Source organism: Nonomuraea sp. NPDC049421 (assembly GCF_040677005.1).
Lineage (GTDB): Bacteria > Actinomycetota > Actinomycetes > Streptosporangiales > Streptosporangiaceae > Nonomuraea > Nonomuraea salmonea.
Map to the genome: position 1 here is coordinate 186,894 of NZ_JBFAQA010000007.1, position 19,430 is coordinate 206,323.

The window sequence follows — 19,430 nt, forward strand, 5'->3', positions numbered from 1 at the left end:
GGAGCCAGGGGCCAGGGGGTGGCGTGCCCGGGGGTGAGGGCCAGGAGCCGGGGGCCAGGAGCCGGGGGCTGGGAGTTGAGGGCTGGGAGTTGAGGGCTGGGAGTTGAGGGCGCCGGGAGTTCGGCGCCCCCATGAGAGGTCAGGCGGGGCGGGTGATGGCCATGGATTGGGCCGGCAGGCGTAGGCCGTCCGTATCGGTAGATACGGGCTCGTCCGAGGCCAGCAGCACCGTCCCCTTGCCCACCGGCACCGTCACCGTCTCCTGCGCGAAGTTGACCGCCACCGCCAGCTCCCCCCTCCACATCACCAGCCACCGCGCCAGCGGATCGACCTCCACCCGCACCCGGTCGAGCCGCGGGTCGGACAGTTCGGGCAGGGCCTTGCGGAGGGCGATCAGGTCGCGGTACCAGCACAGCAGCGACCAGTGCGCCTCCTCCTTGACCTCGCTCCAGTCCAGCTTCGACCGCAGGAACGTCTCCTCGTCGGACGGGTCGGGCGCGTCCCAGCGGTAGCCGTACCCGACGAACTCGCGGGCGCGCCGCGTCCCCTCGCTCCCCCGCAGCTCCTGGTCCACATGGTCGGAGAAGAACAGGAACGGCGAGCGCGACCCCCACTCCTCCCCCATGAACAGCATCGGCGTGAACGGCGAGGTGAGCAGCAGCCCGGCGCCGAGCTTGAGCGCGGGCAGCGGGAGGCGGTCGCCGAGCGGGCGGTTGCCGATCTGGTCGTGGTTCTGCAGGCAGGCGACGAGCCGGTGCCCCGGCACGCCGGCGAAGGAGTGGCCGTGGGAGCGGGCGCGGAAGCTGGAGTACGTCCCGTCGTGCACGACGCCGTGCGTGAGCACCTTGGCCAGCGCGGAGAGGTCGGCGAAGTCCTGGTAGTAGCCGTGGCTCTCGCCGCTGACCGCGCAGTGCAGGGCATGGTGGACGTCGTCGTTCCACTGCGCGGTCATGCCGAGTCCGCCCGCGTCGAGCGAGCGGACCATGCGCGGGTCGTTCAGGTCGGACTCGGCGATCAGCGACAGGGGACGCCCGACGGCGCAGGCGAGCACGTCCACCTCGGCGGCGAGCTCGGCCAGCAGGTGGGTGGCGCGCCGGTCGTGCAGCGCGTGGACGGCGTCGAGGCGCAGGCCGTCGATGTGGTAGTCGCGCAGCCACTGCAGGGCGTTGCCGATGAAGTAGCGGCGTACCTCGTCGGAGTCGGGCCCGTCGAGGTTGACCGCCTCGCCCCAGTAGCTGCCCTCGAAGCCGGCGAAGTAAGGGCCGAAGGGCCGCAGGAAGTTCCCCGACGGCCCGAGGTGGTTGTAGACGACGTCGAGGATGACGCCGATCCCGGCCCTGTGGCAGGCGTCCACGAACGACTTGAGCCCGTCGGGCCCCCCGTACGTCTCGTTCACGGCGTACAGATCGACCCCGTCGTACCCCCAGTTGCGGGCGCCGGGCACGGGCGCGACCGGCATGATCTCGACGAAGTCCACGCACAGCTCGATGAGGTGCGGCAGCTTCTCGATGGCGGCGGCGAACGTCCCCTCCTGGGTGAAGGTGCCGATGTGCAGCTCGTAGACGACGCCGCCGCGCAGGTCGCGGCCCTTCCAGTCGTGGTCGGCCCAGGTGAAGCGGTCGTGCTCGTAGACGGCGCTGGGCCCGAAGACGCCCTCGGGCTGCCGCCGGGAGCGCGGGTCGGGGTAGGGGCCCTCGCCGTCCACCGTGAAGGCGTACCGCGTGCCGTGGCCGGCCTCCGCGACCTCCTGCGACCACCACCCTCCGTCGCCGCGTGTCATCGCCCGGCGGGAGCCCATGGTGTCGACCTCGACCGCCGTCGCCTTCGGTGCCCAGACCTCAAAGATCATGTCTCTCCAGGAGTGCGACCGGGTACTGACCGAGCAGGTGTGCGAGGGGGATGCGGCCGGTGTGGCGGCCGCCGGTGAGCAGGTCACGCCAGGTGCCGGAAGGCAGCGTCAGCGTGGTGGCGCCCCAGCCGGTGGCGGCCAGGCGTACGGGCAGCCGGGTCGCCACGGCCACGGCCTGCGGACGGTCGCCGCGGGCGAAGGCGATCACGTGCCCGGCGCGCTCGCCCTCGGCCCGCAGCGGCAGGTACGCCGCGTCGCCGTCGAGCCGCCGCCGCAGCCGCAGCGCCTGGGTGGTGACGAGCAGCTTGGCGGAGTCCCAAGCGGTCTCCGGTTTGCGTGGGTACGTCACCGGCCGCCGGTTGTCGGGATCGACCAGCGAGAAGTCGGTGGTCTCGTTGCCCTGGTAGACGTCGGGCACCCCGGGCATCATGAGCTGCACCAGCTTGGCGCCGAGCGAGTTCGCCATCGCGTACGGGTCGATGCGCTCGGTGAACCCGCCCACCGGCAGCCGCACGGCGGCCTCGGCGAAGGCCCGCAGCCGCCGCTCGTAGGCGGGGTCGGGGTTGACCCAGGAGATCGCGGTCTTGGCCTCGCGCGCCGCCTTCAGCAGGTAGTCGGTGAACCGCTCGGCGGAGATGGGCCAGGCCGCCATGAGGTTCTGCCAGGCCAGGTAGTCGAGGTGCGGGTCGAAGCTGACCTGCGCCGACCACTCGGCCACGGCCGCCGCCCACTCCCCCGGCATCTCCGACAGCACCGACAGCCGCGCCCGCACGTCCTCGGAGCGTTTGGTGTCGTGGGTGGACAGCGTGGTCATCGTGTGCGGCGACATCCGCCCGCAGAACTCGTGGAACTCCGCCACCGGGATCCCGAACACGTCCGGCTCGCCGCCCACCTCGTTGAGGCAGGCCAGCGGGAACCACCGGTAGAGCGCCGTGTCCTCGACGCCCTTGGCCATGACGGGACCGCACGCCTGCTGGAAACGCACGATCGACTCGGCGGAGCCGTACAGGACCTCCTGCACGAGCGGCCGGACGGCGGGAGAGCAGGTCGCGGCGGCCCGCTCGACGATCTCGACCGACTCGGGCGGCGGCGGCTCGCCCGGCACCACGTACGCGCGATAGACCGGCATCGCGGCGAGCAGCTCGCGCACGGCGTCAGGCGGGCACGAGGTGAGCCTGGCCAGCCGGTCCACCTCGGCGCCGAAGAACAGGTCGAGCACCTCCCGCTTGGCCCGCGCCATCACCGGCCGGTAGTCGGCGGGCTGCCCGGTCAGCTGGGTGAACAGCTCGACCAGCGGCTTCTTGCCGTCGGGGTCGACGAACAAACCGTTGACCCGGTTGAGCACGTCGTAGCCGGTCGTGCCGTCGCAGGCCCAGTCGGCGGGCAGCCGCTCGGGCCCGATGAGGATCTTCTCGACCACCGTCCAGGCGCCGCCCGTGCGCTCGCGCAGCCGTTCGAGGTAGCCGCGCGGGTCGGCCAGGCCGTCGGGGTGGTCGACGCGCAGCCCGTCGACCAGCCCTTCGTCCAGCAGCCAGAAGATCACCTCGTGCGTCGCGAACATCACCGCCTGGTCCTCGACACGCAGCCCGATCAGCGACGACACGTCGAAGAAGCGCCGGTAGCCGGGGCCCTCGCGCCAGTCGACCAGGCGGTAGTGGCCGGGGTGGGGGTAGGCGTGCTCGTGGTAGCGCAGCACGTCGCCGTCCACGACGGGCCGCACGTCGTCGCCGATCACGGGCAGCGCGACCGTGCCGTCGGTCCAGTCGATGTCGAACCAGCTCGCGTACCGCGACTCCGGCCCGTCCTTCAGCACCGACCAGAACGCGGCGTTCACGGTGTTCATGTGGTTGGGCACGATGTCCAGCACGATGCCGAGGTCGTGCGCCGCGAGCTGCTGCGCCATCTCCCTGAACCCGGTCGCGCCCCCGAACTCCTCCCTGATCCTGGAGTGATCGGTCACGTCGTAGCCGTGCCGCGACTCGGGCGTGGCCTGCAGGATCGGTGACAGATAGACGTGACTGACGCCGAGGTCGCGGAGCTGGCCGGCGATCTCGGCCACCTCCGCGAAACCGAAGTCGGGGGTGAGCTGCACCCGGTAGGTGGAGGTGGGCCTAGACACGGCGCAGCACCCGTACGCTGCGGCCCGGCACCTCGATGGCGTCCCCCGCCTTCACCGGGCGCGCGTCGAGCCTGATCGGCATGGCCGTGTCGATCTCGGTCTGCCACATCTCGCCGTAGTCCTTGGGGATCGTGAACGTGATCGTGTCGTGGTGGGCGTTGAACAGCAGCAGGAACGAGTCGTCCCTGATCGGCCGGCCACGCCGGTCGGGCTCGGTGATGGCGTCGCCGTTGAGGAAGACGGCCAGCGACTTGGCGTAGCCGACGTTCCAGTCGCCGTCGGTCATCTCCTCCCCTGACGGGGTGAGCCAGGCGATGTCGTTCAGGCCGCGTACCGGCTTGCCGTAGAAGAAGCGGCGCCGCCGGAAGACCGGATGTTTCTTGCGCAGCTCCGCCAGCGTCTGGGTGAACTCCAGCAGCAGCCAGTTCTCCCTGACGTCCGACCAGTCCACCCAGGTCAGCTCGTTGTCCTGGCAGTAGCCGTTGTTGTTGCCGCGCTGCGTGCGGCCCAGCTCGTCGCCGTGGGAGAGCATCGGCACGCCCTGCGACAGGAACAGCGTGGTGAGGAAGTTGCGCTTCTGCTGCTCGCGCAGCGACTCGACGGCGATGCCCGCGGGCCCCTCCTCACCGCAGTTCCAGGACCGGTTGTCGTCGGTGCCGTCGCGGTTGCCCTCTTTGTTCGCCTCGTTGTGCTTGTTGTTGTACGACACCAGATCCTGCAACGTGAACCCGTCGTGGCAGGTCACGAAGTTGATCGAGGCGGCGGGCCGGCGGCTGTCGTCCTTGTAGAGGTCGCTCGACCCGGTGAACCGGGAGCCGAACTCCGGCAGCGTGGCCGCCTGTCCCCGCCACAGGTCGCGGATGGTGTCGCGGTAGCGGCCGTTCCACTCCGTCCAGCGCGAGGGGAAGTTGCCCACCTGGTAGCCGCCAGGGCCGACGTCCCACGGCTCGGCGATGAGCTTGACCTGCGACAGCACCGGGTCCTGCTGCACCAGGTCGAAGAACGCGCTCAGCCGGTCTACCTCGTGCAGCTCCCTGGCCAGCGTCGAGGCCAGGTCGAACCTGAACCCGTCCACGTGCATCTCGATGACCCAGTAGCGGAGCGAGTCCATGATCATCTGAAGGACGTGCGGCGAGCGCATGAGCAGGCTGTTGCCGGTGCCCGTGGTGTCGACGTAGTAGCGCTTGTCGTTCTCGACCAGCCGGTAGTAGTTGACGTTGTCGATGCCCCTGAAGCCCAGCGTGGGCCCCAGGTGGTTGCCCTCGGCCGTGTGGTTGTAGACGACGTCGAGGATCACCTCGATGCCCGCCTCGTGCAGCGAGCGCACCATCGCCTTGAACTCCAGCACCTGCCCGCCACGCTGCCCCTGGCTGGAGTAGCGGTTGTGCGGGGCGAAGAAGCCGATCGAGTTGTAGCCCCAGTAGTTGGCCAGGCCGCGCTGCTCAAGGATGTGGTCGGTGACGAACTGGTGCACCGGCATCAGCTCCAGCGCCGTCACGCCGAGCTTGGTGAGGTGGTCGAGGATCTCCGGGTGGCCGAGCGCCGCGTACGTGCCGCGCAGGTGCTTCGGGATCTTGGGATGGCCGATCGTCAGGCCCCGCACGTGGGCCTCGTAGATCACCGTGTCGTGGTACGGCGTCGCCGGCGGCCGGTCGTGGCCCCACCCGAAGAACGGGTTGATGACGATCGAGCGCGGCACGTAAGGGGCCGAGTCGACGTCGTTCCTGGAGTCGGGCTGCCCGAAGCGGTAGCCGTAGGCCGCCTCGTTCCAGTCGACCCCGCCCTCGATGGCCATCGCGTACGGGTCGAGCAGCAGCTTGGCCGGGTTGCAGCGCAGCCCGCTCGCCGGGTCGTAAGGCCCATGCACCCGGTAGCCGTAACGCTGGCCGGGCCCGATGCCCGGCAGGTAGCCGTGCCAGATGAACCCGTCGACCTCCGTCAGCGGCACCCGCGACTCGACGTTGTCGTCGTCGAACAGGCACAGCTCGACCTTGTCCGCGACCTCCGTGTAGAGCGAGAAGTTCGTGCCGGCCCCGTCGTACGTCGCCCCGAGCGGGTAGGGGTCTCCCGGCCAGATCTCGATCATCGAGGCTCCCTTGCGGTCTTTCCCCATGTTCCGTTCCCCCGCTCCACGCGACAACCCCGCCCCCTGACCACCCTGTTCCTTCCCACGCCACGCCCGTGGTTACTCCGACCGAGGTCAAAGGGGTGGGCCGTCCCCGACGGCGCGGTATCGGAGACGGCCCACGTCTCCAGCATCGTTTGCCACCGCCCGTTCGGGCTACATGCTGATGTCATGGGCGGTTTCAAACAGTTCTTACTGCGCGGCAACATCGTCGAACTCGCGGTCGCGGTGATCGTCGGCGCCACCTTCAGCGGCCTCGTGGAGGCCTTCGTCACCGACCTCATCACGCCCCTGATCGGCGCCGTGACCGGCGGCCGGCAACCCGACTTCGCCGACTACTCCTTCACGGTCAACGGCAGTCGTTTCCTGTACGGCGACTTCCTCAACCACCTGGTCACCTTCCTGATCATCGCGGCCGTCGTCTACTGGCTGATCGTGGCTCCGATGACCCGGCTCGTGAAGCTGTTCGAGCGGGACAAGGCGGCCACCACCAAGCAGTGCCCCGAGTGCCTGTCGGAAATCCCCGCCGAGGCGCGCCGGTGCGCCCACTGCACCGCCCACCTGGTGCCGGATTCGGAAAAACCCAGGTAGTGACGCACGGCACGGGTGCGGGTCCGTCAAGATGGACCGATGAGCGTTGAGTTGATGGTCTGGGACGAACCGGTGCCGATCAGCAGGGACCAGGCGCGCGCGACGTACCTGGCGGTCAAGCGGACCGAGCCCGGCGACGGCCCCGCACCCGACGTCGCCAAGGAGCTGCCGGGAGAGGTCACGCTCTACCCCGGCCACGTGCTGGTGACGATGGACCTCGACACCATGGACGAGGTCTCCTCGCAGGTGTTCACCGTGGCCCGCGCGCACGGCATGGTCTGCTACGACCCGCAGCGCGACCTGGTGCACAACGTGGCGCCGCTCGGGGTCTACGAGGGCATGCAGCTCCACACGGGGGACGGCATGATCGTCAACGACCCGGACCTGGGCCTCGTCCACGACGTCCTGGCCACGATGTCCCCCCAGAACCCGTTCGTCGCCCTGGTCAACTTCGGCCGGCACTTCCTTCAGGTGTCGCCGGGGTACGAGCTGGAGTACAAGGAGAACACGCTGATCCGCACGATGGTCGAGGACCTGTCAGAGGTCCAGCAGTCCTTCCACGACTACGCCACGGGCGACCGCACCTTCCTCAACCGGCACACCTGGTCTCAGTAGTCGACGACCTTGACGCGTGTGCCGAGCAGCGCGGCGTTCGGGTGATCCGCGTCGGCGGAGACGTGGACGGTTTCCAGCGAGGGGAGTTCGGCGAGCGGCTCGAGATCCGTGCCGGGGGCGATGCCGGGGATCCACAGTTCGCGCAACCCGGACAGTCCAGCCAGCGGGGCGAGGTTCGTCAGGTCCCGCATCCCTCGCAGGTTGAGATGTGTCAGGGGCAGCTCCGGCAGCCGGTCCAGGTCCGGGGGCAGCGGCAGGTCCGACAGGCGCAGCTCGCGGACCGACGGAGCCCGCTCGATGACCTCGGCGAGGCGGGTGACCACCGGTGTGCCGTCGAGGGTGAGCCGGAAGAGGCGGTCGAGCGGCGGCAGGTCGTCCCAGCGGGTGAGCCGCGTCGCGCCGTAGAGGCTCAGCGAGCGCAGCCGGGAGAGCCGCCGCAGCGGCCGATAGTCCTCAACCCTGGTCAGCTCGATGAGGTAGAGGTAGGCGAGCTGCGGCAGCCCCGCGAGGAAGCTCAGCCCCGGGATGCCGACCGCGCCTATCGCCAGGTTCGTGAGCGTGGTGAGGGAGCTGAGCGGCGTCAGATCGTCAGGCAGGGTGACGCGTGAGAGGTTGAGCCGGCGCAGCGACGCGCGCCAGTGCAGGAGCGGGTTCAGGTCGTCGAGGTCGAAGTTCCGGACGCGCAGGGATCTCGACGGCGGGACGTGGCGCAGGGCTCGGAACTGACCCGGGGTGTCGACGCGGAGCGGTCCGACGAAGGTGGTCTGTGAGAGGACTCTCTTCGCGTAGTCATCGGGGTCGAAGTAGCTCCACGCCTCGTTCAGCTCGTCCTGGATCTCCGCGCCCTCGTCGCGCGCATACCGGACCAAGACCTCAAGGGCTTTCGGGCCGTTGATCAGCCAGGCCGTGCGCACGGTGGCCTTGGCGGCCTCGTCCGACAGGCCGGCGAGGGTGGTGGGGAGGCGGTTCAGGACCGCCTCGCCGCCGGTGGCCAGGGAGCGGGCGGTGGCGGCGTCTCGGGGTGGGACGAGGTCGTCTAGGCAGGCGTTCACGCCCGGTCGCAGATCATCCGGTACGTGCGGCAGTGTCTCGAAGCAGGCCGCGACCAGGAGTTTGAGGCGGCGGCGGTGCCTGGGTTCCTGGTGGATTCTGCGGAGCAGGCCCTCAAGGAGTTCCCGGCGCAGCGGGGCGTTGGCGTGGCCGGCGGCCATGATGACGGTCTCCCGCCAGGTGTCGCGGTGCGCGGCGGCGATCAGCGGCTCCAGGTCGCCGTCCTCGGCGGCGGCCCGCGCGGTGAGGTACTCCTGGACGGTCCTGTGCACGAAGTCGATGCGGCCGTCCGCGGGCTCCCTGATGACGCCGCTGCGGTCGAGCAGGTACCGCAGGACCTCCTCCCCCGAGGCCGACACCAGGGGCATGCCGGCGACGAGCCGGGCGACCTTGGCCGCGGCCGCGCGGAAGGGCAGCTCCACCCGGTTGCCCATGGACAGCTCCCAGGCCAGCAGCTGCAGGATCTGCAGCTTCTGGGCCCGGTCCAGCCGGAACTCGCCGTAGCTGGGGATCGCCCGCTCGCGGTCGCGGCGTTCGAGCAGCATGTCCAGGGCCGCCGCGTACAGGCCCATGCGGCTGGGCGGGAGCTGCGCGGCGCGGTCGAGGTTGAGCGCGCACAGCATGGACGCCAGCAGCGGGGTGGCGGCGAGGGAGCGCAGGCTGGGGGTGTTCTCCAGGTGGCGCAGCAGCCGGGACTCGATGACGGGCAGCAGCTCGGGCGGGCAGGGCAGGTCGTCGCCGCTTTTGACGGCGGCGTGCCAGTGCTCGACCAGGGCCCGGGTGTCGGAGGGTGTCATGCGTTCGAGGAAGGCGGGTGCGAAGCCCTCACCGTCGAGCCAGGTCGAGCGGGCCGCGGACGGGCGGGAGGTGACGACCACCTTCGTCGCGCCGAACTCCGCGAGCAGCCCGCGCAGCCACGGCTTGATGGCCTGGCGCTGCGTGCCGGTCAGCTCGTCCACGCCGTCCACCAGTAACAACGCCTGCCCGGACGAGAGCCGCCGGTGCACCCAGCCGGCCGGCATGAGCCCGGCGAGCGGATCGGCGGCGCCGTCCAGGAACTGCTCCGGCCTGGGCAGCGCGCGGTCGGCGTAGCCGCGCAGCTTGATCAGGAAAGGCACGCAGCCGTTCCACCCGGTCAGCGGGCCGGTGAAGCCGCCGCGCGCCGCGGTGATCGCGAGCCAGCGCAGCAGCGTGCTCTTGCCGCCGCCGGCCTCGCCTCTGAGCAGCATGCGCCGCCCCTGGGCGAGCGCGCTCTCCACACGCATGGCGGACGGCGCGCCGACGGGCTCGTGCCACGGCTCGGCGGCGGGCTCGCGCGGGCGGGTCCTGGTGGCGGAGACGGACAGGCTGATGTAGGCCACGCTCAGCGACGTACGCGGGGTGAACCGCTCGACCCGCACCCCGATGAGGTCGAGCGTGTCGAGCGTCCTGCTGACGTGTTCGAGGTAGCGGCGGGTGAACGCGGTGTCCCGGTCGGTGCCGTCGGGCGCCTCCAGGGTCCTGGCGGGAAGCCGTTCGAGCATGACGGAGATGTCGTCGCCCACCTTCGCCAGCCGGGCCAGCGTGTCGGCGGCGGCGCGGGGCTGGAACTCGGGCAGATGTAAGACGATGCGGACGAGGCAGTCGCAGCACTCGTCGAGCACGACCTCGTACAGGCGGGCGGCCGCCTCGGGCAGGTCCTGGGAGGCGGGCAGAGCGGCGCGTACGTCACGGGCGAGGCGTACGGGGTCGGCGGCGGCCGCGAACAGCGCCCGGTCGGACAGGTCGGCGCGGCTCAGCGTGCCGACCACCTCGGCCAGGACCACGCCCCGGTCGTCGTCGGTCAGCCCCGGATACTCGTGCGCGCACACCTTGAGCACCCGGGCCGTGACGGAGTCGGCGATGTCCTCGATCTGCCGCTCGGCCTTGCGCCGGACGAGCTGGTCGGCGAAATGGGCGCGCATCAGCTCGACGAGGTCCTTGGAGCGGCTCTCCTTGCCCGAGCGCGCGCCGAGCCAGACGCGCGCGGCCCGCTCCCCCACCGCCCTGCCCACGGCCAGCGCCGCCGCATCGAGTGCCACAGCGCCAGTATGGCCATTCACCGGGCAGGATGCGGCAGGATCAGGACGTATGAGAACTCTGTACCCGCCCATCGACCCGTACGACTCCGGCCTGCTCGACGTGGGCGACGGCAACCAGATCTACTACGAGGTCTGCGGCAACCCCGAGGGCAAGCCCGCGGTCATGCTGCACGGCGGCCCCGGCGGCGGGTGCAACGCCGGGCACCGACGCCAATGGGACCCGGAGCGGTACCGGATCGTGCTGTTCGACCAGCGCAACTGCGGCCGCAGCCGACCGCACGCCTCGGACCCGACGACCGACCTGAGCACGAACACGACCTGGCACCTGGTCGCCGACATGGAGCGGCTGCGCGAGCACCTGGGGATCGAGCGGTGGCAGGTGTTCGGCGGGTCGTGGGGCAGCTCGCTGGCCCTCGCGTACGCCCAGACGCACCCGGACAGGACGTCCGAGCTGATCCTGCGCGGCATCTTCACGCTGCGCCCGCAGGAGCTGCGCTGGTTCTACCAGGAGGGCACCTCGTACCTCTTCCCCGACCTGTGGGAGACGTTCGTGGCGCCGATCCCCGAGGACGAGCGGGACGACCTCATCGGCGCCTTCAGGAAGCGGCTTGAGGGCGACGACGACGCGGCCCGGCTGGCGGCGGCCCGCGCGTGGGCGCAGTGGGAGGGCGGCACGGTCACGCTGATGCCGGATCCCGAGCTGGTCGAGCACTTCGGCGAGGCGGAGACGGCGGTCGCGTTCGCCAGGATCGAGAACCACTACTTCACCCACGGCGGCTGGTTCGAGCCCGACCAGCTCATCAGGAACGCGGACAGGATCCGGCACATCCCGGGCGTGATCGTCCAGGGCCGCCATGACCTCTGCACGCCCATGGCCACGGCCTGGGACCTGCACAAGGCGTGGCCCGAGGCGGAGTTCCACGTCATCCCGGGGGCCGGGCACGCCTACTCGGAGCCGGGCATCCTCGACCGGTTGATCGCCGCCACGGACGGGTTCGCGGACTCGGGGAAGTAGCGCGGCAGGCGGGCGCGCAGCAGCCGTACGGCGGGGGTGATCGCCCCCACGAGGAGCAGCGCGAACAGCGGCGCCAGAGCGAGGCCGAACAGGAAGCCGCCGGCCACGTCGTGCGGGTAGTGCACGCCCACGAACACCCGTGAGAACGCCATCAGCACGGCAAGCGGGAACACCGCCCAGGCCAGGGCGCGCCAGCACAGCACGAGGGTGGCCGCCGCGCCGGCCGCGATCACGGAGTGGTTGCTGGGGAAGGACCAGTCGTCGAGGGGCGGGCACGCGGCGATCGTCGCGATCCCGCCCCGGCACGGCCGGTCCTCCTTCACGAACACCTTGACGACCTCGCTCAGCACGTACGCGAGCACGATCCCGGCCGGCCCGGCGACGACGAGCGCCAGGTCGCGCGCGGGACCGCGCCAGGCCCGCACCGCCGCCACCACGAAGAGCAGCGCGAACAGGAAGAGCCCCGCGTCCGTGCCGACCTCGGCGACGGTGTGCAGCCATGCGGGTGTGCTGAGAGCGAAGTCGACGATGTCGTGGTACACGCCTGTCCAATCGATGAATGTCCGATGGACAGAACCTTACGAACAGGAAGCCTCCGGCGCCTCCACCATAAGGCGGAAAGTCGTCAGGTCAGGAGCTGGCGCGCCAATGCGGCCTGTTTCGACTCCAGCTCGGCGCGGGTGATCAGCCCTCGGTCGAACGCCGCCGTGGTGGCGTCGCGCTCGGCGACGTAGTAGGCGGCCATGATCTCGCTGCGCAGCGGGGTGAAGCCGCGCTCGACGCAGTCGGCGAAGACGGTCACCTTCTGCTCCAGGGCGTCGGCGGCGACCGTACAGGCGAGATCCCGTGCCCTGAGCTGCTGAACCGCTTCACGAAGGGTCACGGGGCCGAGGGACCCGTTGAAACGGGTATCAAGAGTGATCTTCACGTTCTTTACGCCTCCGGACGTTTACAACGTTCGGATCAAAGCGGCGTATTCCCAGGTGATAGTGGGTAAGAGGGCCGTCGTGATCGGAGCGCACGTGATCGTCGGATATGCGAACGACCCAGGCGGGCGGGACGCGCTCGCCCTCGCCGGCGTGATCACCCGTGTCACCGGCGGCGAGCTGACGGTCGCCACGATCTACCCTCCGGGCAGCCCAGGGCTGGCGGTCGAGGCGCAGGCCAACCTCGCGCACGCGGCCGAGGAGCTGGGCCCGGTGCCGGCCGAGTACCTCACGTTCGAGAGCAGGGGCACGGGACGCGGGCTGTCGGTGCTGGCCAGCCGGATCAAGGCCGACCTGATCGTGGTCGGCTCCGGGGGCGGCGGACAGCACGGCCGCATCTCCATCGGCGCCACCGCCGACCACCTCCTGCACATGTCACCCGAGGCGGTCATGCTGGCGCCCGCCGACTACGTCCCGCCCGACGAGCTGACCAGGCTCACGCTGGCCTACGTGCACCGGCCTCAATGTGACGCGGCGGTCGAGCAGGTGGCGCAGGCCGCACTGCGGCTCGGGGTGCCGCTGCGGCTGCTCACGTTCGACCTGCGCACCGAGGACCAGGGCAGGCTCCGCGACGACCTCGCGCTCGCCGTGCGGCTCGCCTGGGAGAGCACCGGCATCGAGGCGGAGGCCGAGGTCGCCGAGGGCCACGACGTCGCCGCCGCGCTCGGCGACGTCGAGTGGCTGGACGGCGAGCTGCTGGTCTGCGCGGCCAGCGAGGACGCGCAGCCGCACCGGGTGTTCCTCGGCGAGCTGGCCATGAAGGTGCTGCGCGCGTCCCCGCGTCCGGTCACCGTGCTGCCGCGCGGCTTCGGCTAACGCCGCTTGATCACCTGCTCGTACAGCTCCAGGTAGCGATCGGCCATCACCGACGGCGAGAAGCGGCGGCGGGCCTCGCGGCGGCACTCCTCGGGATCGATCTCGTCGGCCCGCAGCACCCACTCGGCCAGCTCCTCCTCGGTGTCGGCGAGGAAGCCGGTACGTCCGTGGTCGATGATCTCCGGCAGGCAGCCCCTGCGCAGCCCGATCGGGGGCACCCCGAGCGCCAGGGCCTCGACGACGGCGGTGCCGCCCGGCTCGTCCCACTGGATGGGGAACAGGGCGGCGCGGGCGGAGCCGTACAGGTCGTCGCGCTCCTGGCCGCCCACCGCCCCGACCCACTTCACGAGTTCGCCGTCGAGGTAGGGGGCCACGTGGTCGAGGTGGTAGCGGACGTCGGGATGGCTGTGCAGCGGGTGATAGGGGTTCTGGGCGACGATGTCCAGCTCGGCCTGCGAGTCCCGGGCGCTCACCGGACCGGCGAGCACCAGTGGCAGGCCCAGCTTCTGGCAGATCCTGGCGGCCACGTGCTGGCCCTTGAGCCCGCAGATGCGGCCCATCACCACCAGGTGCTCGCCGCGCGGCACCCGCACGTCGCGGTCGGCCAGCGGGGTCGCCAGGTGGATCGCGCCCAGGGAGGCCGCGCGCAGCGCCTCGGGGGCGCGGTCGAGCTGCGACTCCGACACGCCGTTGACCGCGATCTCGCCGGGGAAGGCGCCGTAGAAGGCCGGGTGCTTGCGCAGGTCCCAATGCAGGGTGTGCAGGACAGGCGGGCCGCCGTACGCCGAGAGCACCGCGGGCCCGACCACCTCCACGTGGTCGTGCACGAGGTCGATGTCGTCGCGCCGGCGCAGCTCGGCCACGACCCTGGCGAGATGGGCGTGGGTGATGCCCATGACCTGGTTGTACGGCTTCTGCAGCTCGCTGAAGCAGCCCTCGTCGTACGCGGAGACCAGCTCGTCCGTCTCCAGCGTGCTGGAGCCGACGGAGGCCAGCACCACGCTCACCCCGCGCTCGCGCAGCGCGGGCACCAGCGTGGCCACCACGTTCTCGATCCCGCCGTAACCGGCCGGCGGCACCTCCAGCCACGGCCCGGCGTTCACCAGGACTCTCATGCCAGATCCTCCTCCAGGACGAGCGAGGCCAGTGGGGGACGCTCCGCCACGGCCACGTCCACCAGGCCCGCCTGTCCTTCGAGCCCGAACTGCAGCAGTGTGTGCCCCGGAGGCTCCGAGGCGAGCACGCGGCCCTGGCGCTCCAGCCGCGACCAGGCGGTGTGCATGATCTGCCCGGCCATCCTGCCGAGCGCGGCCATCGACTGGTGGGTGTGGGTGCGGTGTCCCAGGTCCACCTGGGCCATCGCGTCCAGCCCGACGAGGTGCAGCAGGTCGACGAGCAGGCCGAACTCGACGCCGTACTCGGTGACGTAGGGGACCTGCTCCAGCACCTCGCGCCGGGCGGCGTACTCGCCGCCGAGCGGCTGGGAGAAGCCGGCCAGCTCGGGCCAGAACATGTTGAGCAGCGGCCGCGCGACCAGCTCGGTGACCCGCCCGCCGCCGCCGCGCTGGACGACCCCGTCGGCCCCGGTGTACGGCCGCTCGTACGTCGCCTTGACGAAGTGCGTGTGGGCGTCCACCAGCAGCGGACCGACTAAGCCCGACACGTAGTGGGGGCCGAAGCTGCGCAGGTCCGCGTCGATGTAGACGACGATGTCGCCCTTCGAGGCCGCGAGCCCCTTCCACAGGGCCTCGCCCTTGCCGGTGAGCGGTTCGAGGTGGGGCAGCACCTCGTTCTGTGCGACGACGCGGGCGCCCGCCTCGCGTGCGCGCTGGGCGGTCGCGTCGGTGGAGTTGGAGTCGACGACGAGGATCTCGTCGACGAGCGGCATGCGCTCGACGAGGTCGCGGCGGATGGCGGCGACGATGCCGCCCACCGTGCTCTCCTCGTCGCGGGCGGGCAGCACCACGCTCACCGTGGTGTTCCCCTTGGCCATCAGCAGGGCGTCGACCGGCCATTCCGCCGCCGTACTCGAGTGCGGTCCGTACCATTCACGGACTCTGGCCAAGGCTCGCAGATCTTTTTCCATGTATCAGCCCCGATCTAAAGAGGTTCCGACCTCTGCCCGATCTATAGGCGCCTGAACATGTTTGTTTGATTTAGCCCACAAGTGGCATATGCCGGGTTGTGTCCCCAATGACCCGTGTCGGCATCATAGGTGCCGGAAATGTTGCCGCTCGCCATGCAGACGTCCTGTCCGGCTTCCCCGATGTGACCATCGCCGGGATCGCCGACACCGATCCCCACAGGGCCGAGGCTCTGGCCTCGAAGCACGGCTCCCCCGCCTATGGCGGCCACGCCGACCTGCTCAGCGCCGGCGGCCTGGACGCTGTCTACGTCTGTGTGCCTCCTTTCGCGCACGGTAACCCGGAACATGACGTTCTGTCGTGCAATCTCCCGATTTTCGTGGAAAAGCCACTGTCTCTTGACCTCCAGACCGCAGAGAACATCGCGTCCGAAATCGAACGGAGGTCTCTGCCCTCAGCAGTCGGACATCACTGGCGATATCTAGACATTGTCCGACAGGCGCATGATCTGCTCGCCGGCCGGCCCGTCCACCTCGCGCTCGGCCACTGGCTGGACAAGGTGCCGCCGGTCGCCTGGTGGCTCGACCCCGGCAGGTCGGGCGGCCAGATCGTCGAGCAGGCGGTGCACGTGCTGGACCTGGCGCGGGTGCTGGTGGGCGAGGTGTCCATGGTGCACGCGGTGCCGGGCGGGACCCCCGTGGACGGCGAGATCGACCGCGCCACCTCCGCCGTGCTGCGCTTCTCCGGTGGCGCGGCCGGGCTGCTCGCCACCTCCTGCCTGCTCACCCGCAAGCACCGGGTGGGGCTCGAGGTGTGCGCCGACGGGATCGCGCTTGAGCTGAGCGAGACCCGGCTGCTCGTGGACGGGCACCGCGCGATCGAGGACGACGGCCGGGCGAAGACGCGGGTGGATCGCGAGTTCATCAACGCGGTGCAGGGCAAGGCGGCCGACGTGCGCGTACCGTACGGGGAGGCGCTGCGCACCCACCGCCTGGCGCTGGCACTCGCCCGATCCGCAGCCGAGCAGAGGCCGGTGATGCTCGATGACCAGTGAGACCCTCAGCATCGAGGCGCCCGGGGAGGTGTGCCTGGTCGAGGAGAAGCTGCCCGACCTGCCCGACGGCGGATTCATGGTCGCCACCACCCACAGCGGCGTCTCGGCCGGCACCGAGCTGACCTACGTCAAGGGCACCAACCCCTACCTCGGCGCGAGCTGGGACCCGGCGCTCGGGCTGTTCCTCGACGGCGCGCCGTCGGTGGCGTACCCGGTGCGCGGCATCGGCTACATGCAGGTGGGGCTGGTGGTCGAGACGCGGACGCGGGCCGTGCGCGAGGGCGCGCTGGTGGCGATGGCGTACGGGCACCGCACGGCGTACGTGGCCGACCCGATGACCGACCGGTTCGTGCAGCTGCCCGACGACCTCGACCCGCTGCTCGGCATCTACGTCGCCCACATGGGCCCGATCTGCGCCAACGGCCTGCTGCACGCCGCCCACGACCTGCACGGCCCGGCGGTGCGCGACCTGGGCGACGGTGTGCGCGGCCGGCGGGTCGCGGTGGTCGGCGCCGGCGTGGTGGGGCTGCTGACGGCCTGCTTCGCCATGTACGCGGGCGCGGCCGAGGTCGTGGTGGTGGACGAGACGCCGTCCCGGCTGGAGATCGCCGCCGCGCTGGGCGCCGGCACCATGGACGCCGCGCAGGACCCGGCGGTGGAGCTCAAGCGGCGCTGGCGGCACGGACCCAACGACCGCGGCGCCGACGTCGTCTTCCAGTGCCGCGGCCAGGCCAGGGCGCTGGCGCTCGGCCTGCGCCTGCTGCGCCCCCAGGGCACGCTGATCGACCTGGCCTTCTACACCGGCGGCGCCCCCGAGGTGCGGCTCGGGGAGGAGTTCCACCACAACGGGCTCACCGTGCGCTGCGCCCAGATCGGCCGGGTGCCGCGCGGTCTCGCGCACGCCTGGGACAGGGAACGCCTGTCGCACGAGACCATCGCACTGCTGCGGCGGCACGGAACGGCGCTACGCCGTCACGTGGTCACCGATCTGGTCGGATTCGGCGAAGCGCCACGTCTCATGACAGAGCTCGCGGCCGGACGGCTGCAGTGCGTTCAGGCCGTGCTCTGCGACGAGGTCGAGGATGAGGGCGGCTGACCAGCTGAAGTCGCGCGAGCCGTGGCCACGCAGGCTGACTGGGTCGAAGTACTCGCGGAAGCCCGACCTGCACACCGCGCGCCGCATGGAGTCGGCGAGGTCGGCGGCGAGGTCGGGGCGGCGGTCCTTGAGGCCGTGCCAGACCAGCCAGCCGACGTTGATCCAGCTCGGGCCGCGCCAGTAGCGGGCGGGGTCGAACTCGGGGGCGTCCGTGGCGTAGCTGGGCAGCGGCAGCTCCTTGAGCCCGAACCGGTCGAGCGCGGTCCTGACCAGCGTGTCGGCCACCTCGTCGGGCAGCCCCGGCAGCACGAGCGGGGTCAGCCCGGCCGCGCTCGCGGACTCGGTCTGCTTGCCGGTGCGCACGTCGCGGGCCTGGAAGAGCGCGCCGTCCCACAGGTGCTCGACCATGGCGCGGGTGACGGCCGCCGCCTCGCGCTCGTGCGGCTCTGGGTCGAGCCCGAGCGCCCGCGCGATGTCCGCCAGCGTCGACTCGGCCAGCCCGTACGCGGCGTTGAACAGCGGATCCTCGACCTGGAACGCGCCCGGCGCGGTGTAGCAGGACTCGCGGTAGGCCTCGGCCAGCGCGATGTAGAGCTGGTAGTCGCGGTCGGTGGGCCGCTCGTCGGCGCTGACGCTCTGCAGGTCCCTGCGCACGAACCCCCCGGGCGCGGCTTCGACCGCGGCCAGCGGCACGTCCCAGGCGGGGCTGTTGTCCATGCCCGACTCCCAGGGGTGCACGATCGCGATCAGCCCTTCGGGCGAGCGCCGCTGGGCGCGCAGGAACTCCTGCTGCGCCACCAGCCGGGGATAGATGCGGCCAAGAAACCCGAGATCGGGCTCGGCCAGGTACGTCTTCCACGCGGCCAGCGCGTGCACGGGCGGCTGGACGATGCCGGAGGTGCGCACGCCCGACGGCGCCCGCGCGGCCCAGAAGGCCGGCCCGGGGAAGTAGGCGCCCTCGGCCACCTCGGGATTGAACACGATGTGCGGCACCCGGCCGTCACTCCACTGCGCACCGAACAGGGTCAGCAACTCCGACCTGGCCCTTCGCGGCGACAGGCGGGCGTTGCCGATCGCCACGAAGGCGGAGTCCCAGCTCCACTGGTGGGGGTAGAGGCGACGGGAGGGGACCGTGTAGCTGCCGTCCCAGTTGCTCACCAGAACGCGCACGGCGTCGCGAAGGATCATAGATATTTCCTGACGAAGGCGGCGGTCTGGGGGAGGACGATCTCGGGCTCGCCGCGCAGGCGGCATTCGAGGGCGAGATAGCCGTCGTAGCCCACGGCGTCGAGGGTGGCGAGCTGTGCGCCCCAGTCGAGGTGTCCGGTGCCGGGCTGATGCCTGTTGGACTCGCTGATCTGCATGTGCGCGAGGTAGGGGGCCGCCGCGATGAGGGCGCGGCAGGGGTCGTCCTCCTCGATGTTCATGTGGTACGTGTCGCCGACGATCCTGATGGAGTCCATCGAGCAGTACGAGACGGCCTCGGCCAGCGTGTTGACCATGTGGTTCTCGTACCGGTTGAGGGGCTCCAGCATGATCAGCACGCCGTTGCGGTGAGCGTGCTCGCCGAGGATGCCGAGCGCCTCGGCCAGCACCTCGCGGTCCTCCTCCGGGCTGCGCGGCGGCTCGAACGGGGGCAGCCGCCGGGAGAACTGGCCCCAGGAGGCGGGGGTCATGACACCGACGCCGCCGAGCTCGCCGATCACGGTGAGCTGCGATCGGAGCTGCTGGATCGCGTCCTTGCGTTTGGCCGGGTCGAAGTCGCCGATGAAGTGGGGCATGTCCACGCACACCGTCGGCATGACGACGCCGTCGGCCCGCGCGCGCTTGAGCTCCGTGAGCCGGCCCGCGAAGTGGAAATCGCCCTTGCCGCGAAGCTCGATGGCGTCGAAGCCGGCGTCGAGTGCGAAGGCGAACTTCTCCTGCAGGCTGCGGCCAGGCAGCAGCTGCTCCTGTACGGCGAGCTTCAC

15 protein-coding genes are annotated in these 19,430 nt (G+C 70.8%); 6 read left to right on the forward strand and 9 right to left on the reverse strand.

The annotated features are described in order from the left end of the window. Positions 1–139: 139 nt before the first annotated feature. Genes treZ through glgX form a run of 3 tightly spaced genes read right to left on the reverse strand, consistent with a single transcriptional unit; the run spans position 140 to position 6,054 of the window. Entirely contained in the window at positions 140–1,849 is a 1,710-nt protein-coding gene (gene treZ, locus AB0K18_RS14805) for a malto-oligosyltrehalose trehalohydrolase (protein ID WP_364914530.1), read from the reverse strand. Further along, positions 1,839–3,968: a malto-oligosyltrehalose synthase gene (gene treY, locus AB0K18_RS14810; protein ID WP_364914531.1), complete on the reverse strand. Its 2,130-nt coding sequence runs from the start codon at positions 3,966–3,968 to the stop codon at positions 1,839–1,841. Before treY ends, treZ begins: the two co-directional genes overlap by 11 nt. Then, positions 3,961–6,054: a glycogen debranching protein GlgX gene (glgX, locus tag AB0K18_RS14815; protein WP_364914532.1), complete on the reverse strand. Its 2,094-nt coding sequence runs from the start codon at positions 6,052–6,054 to the stop codon at positions 3,961–3,963. Before glgX ends, treY begins: the two co-directional genes overlap by 8 nt. Positions 6,055–6,264: 210 nt before the next feature. Between glgX and mscL the strand changes: the two genes are divergently transcribed. Next, a complete protein-coding gene (gene mscL, locus AB0K18_RS14820; protein ID WP_364914533.1) occupies positions 6,265–6,684 on the forward strand; it encodes a large conductance mechanosensitive channel protein MscL in 420 nt (139 codons plus the stop codon). Between the two features lie 39 nt (positions 6,685–6,723). Continuing rightward, complete coding sequence (locus AB0K18_RS14825) at positions 6,724–7,299, forward strand: hypothetical protein (protein ID WP_364914534.1); 576 nt, start codon at positions 6,724–6,726, stop codon at positions 7,297–7,299. On the opposite strand, the gene AB0K18_RS14830 is transcribed toward AB0K18_RS14825, so the two are convergent. Next, the gene (locus AB0K18_RS14830; protein ID WP_364914535.1) at positions 7,293–10,409 is read right to left on the reverse strand and encodes an NACHT domain-containing protein; all 3,117 of its coding nucleotides are present in this window, start codon (positions 10,407–10,409) and stop codon (positions 7,293–7,295) included. The genes AB0K18_RS14825 and AB0K18_RS14830 overlap by 7 nt on opposite strands. 49 nt (positions 10,410–10,458) lie before the next feature. Here AB0K18_RS14830 and pip point away from each other — a divergent pair, with 49 nt between their 5' ends. Next, complete coding sequence (gene pip / locus AB0K18_RS14835; RefSeq protein WP_364914536.1) at positions 10,459–11,424, forward strand: prolyl aminopeptidase; 966 nt, start codon at positions 10,459–10,461, stop codon at positions 11,422–11,424. Here pip and AB0K18_RS14840 read toward each other — a convergent pair. Beyond that, the gene (locus AB0K18_RS14840) at positions 11,355–11,966 is read right to left on the reverse strand and encodes a phosphatase PAP2 family protein (protein ID WP_364914537.1); all 612 of its coding nucleotides are present in this window, start codon (positions 11,964–11,966) and stop codon (positions 11,355–11,357) included. The genes pip and AB0K18_RS14840 overlap by 70 nt on opposite strands. Before the next feature lie 83 nt (positions 11,967–12,049). Beyond that, a complete protein-coding gene (locus tag AB0K18_RS14845) occupies positions 12,050–12,307 on the reverse strand; it encodes a hypothetical protein (protein WP_364914538.1) in 258 nt (85 codons plus the stop codon). A 124-nt stretch (positions 12,308–12,431) separates the two neighbouring features. Here AB0K18_RS14845 and AB0K18_RS14850 point away from each other — a divergent pair, with 124 nt between their 5' ends. Then, positions 12,432–13,226 (forward strand): universal stress protein, encoded by a 795-nt coding sequence (locus tag AB0K18_RS14850; protein WP_364914539.1) that lies wholly within the window; start codon positions 12,432–12,434, stop codon positions 13,224–13,226. On the opposite strand, the gene AB0K18_RS14855 is transcribed toward AB0K18_RS14850, so the two are convergent. Then, positions 13,223–14,341: a glycosyltransferase gene (locus AB0K18_RS14855; protein WP_364914540.1), complete on the reverse strand. Its 1,119-nt coding sequence runs from the start codon at positions 14,339–14,341 to the stop codon at positions 13,223–13,225. The two genes, AB0K18_RS14850 and AB0K18_RS14855, sit on opposite strands and share 4 nt — an antisense overlap. After that, positions 14,338–15,312, reverse strand: coding sequence for a glucosyl-3-phosphoglycerate synthase (locus tag AB0K18_RS14860; RefSeq protein WP_364914541.1), 975 nt, complete (start codon positions 15,310–15,312; stop codon positions 14,338–14,340). Before AB0K18_RS14860 ends, AB0K18_RS14855 begins: the two co-directional genes overlap by 4 nt. Positions 15,313–15,419: 107 nt before the next feature. Here AB0K18_RS14860 and AB0K18_RS14865 point away from each other — a divergent pair, with 107 nt between their 5' ends. Together AB0K18_RS14865 and AB0K18_RS14870 are read left to right on the forward strand one after the other, a co-directional pair. Then, entirely contained in the window at positions 15,420–16,364 is a 945-nt protein-coding gene (locus AB0K18_RS14865; RefSeq protein ID WP_364914542.1) for a Gfo/Idh/MocA family oxidoreductase, read from the forward strand. Continuing rightward, positions 16,354–17,460 (forward strand): zinc-binding dehydrogenase, encoded by a 1,107-nt coding sequence (locus AB0K18_RS14870; RefSeq protein WP_364914543.1) that lies wholly within the window; start codon positions 16,354–16,356, stop codon positions 17,458–17,460. The genes AB0K18_RS14865 and AB0K18_RS14870 overlap by 11 nt, the downstream gene beginning before the upstream one ends. 1,184 nt (positions 17,461–18,644) lie before the next feature. On the opposite strand, the gene AB0K18_RS14875 is transcribed toward AB0K18_RS14870, so the two are convergent. Beyond that, on the reverse strand, positions 18,645–19,430 hold the full coding sequence (locus AB0K18_RS14875; RefSeq protein WP_364914544.1) for a sugar phosphate isomerase/epimerase family protein: 786 nt from the start codon (positions 19,428–19,430) through the stop codon (positions 18,645–18,647).

Excerpts from the sequence above, each read along its gene's own strand:
- treZ (WP_364914530.1), bottom strand. The coding sequence starts at position 1,849 with ATGATCTTTGAGGTCTGGGCACCGAAGGCGACGGCGGTCGAGGTCGAC.
- glgX (WP_364914532.1), bottom strand. The coding sequence starts at position 6,054 with ATGATCGAGATCTGGCCGGGAGACCCCTACCCGCTCGGGGCGACGTAC.
- mscL (WP_364914533.1), top strand. The coding sequence starts at position 6,265 with ATGGGCGGTTTCAAACAGTTCTTACTGCGCGGCAACATCGTCGAACTC.
- AB0K18_RS14825 (WP_364914534.1), top strand. The coding sequence starts at position 6,724 with ATGAGCGTTGAGTTGATGGTCTGGGACGAACCGGTGCCGATCAGCAGG.
- pip (WP_364914536.1), top strand. The coding sequence starts at position 10,459 with ATGAGAACTCTGTACCCGCCCATCGACCCGTACGACTCCGGCCTGCTC.
- AB0K18_RS14855 (WP_364914540.1), bottom strand. The coding sequence starts at position 14,341 with ATGAGAGTCCTGGTGAACGCCGGGCCGTGGCTGGAGGTGCCGCCGGCC.
- AB0K18_RS14860 (WP_364914541.1), bottom strand. The coding sequence starts at position 15,312 with ATGGAAAAAGATCTGCGAGCCTTGGCCAGAGTCCGTGAATGGTACGGA.
- AB0K18_RS14865 (WP_364914542.1), top strand. The coding sequence starts at position 15,420 with ATGACCCGTGTCGGCATCATAGGTGCCGGAAATGTTGCCGCTCGCCAT.
- AB0K18_RS14870 (WP_364914543.1), top strand. The coding sequence starts at position 16,354 with ATGACCAGTGAGACCCTCAGCATCGAGGCGCCCGGGGAGGTGTGCCTG.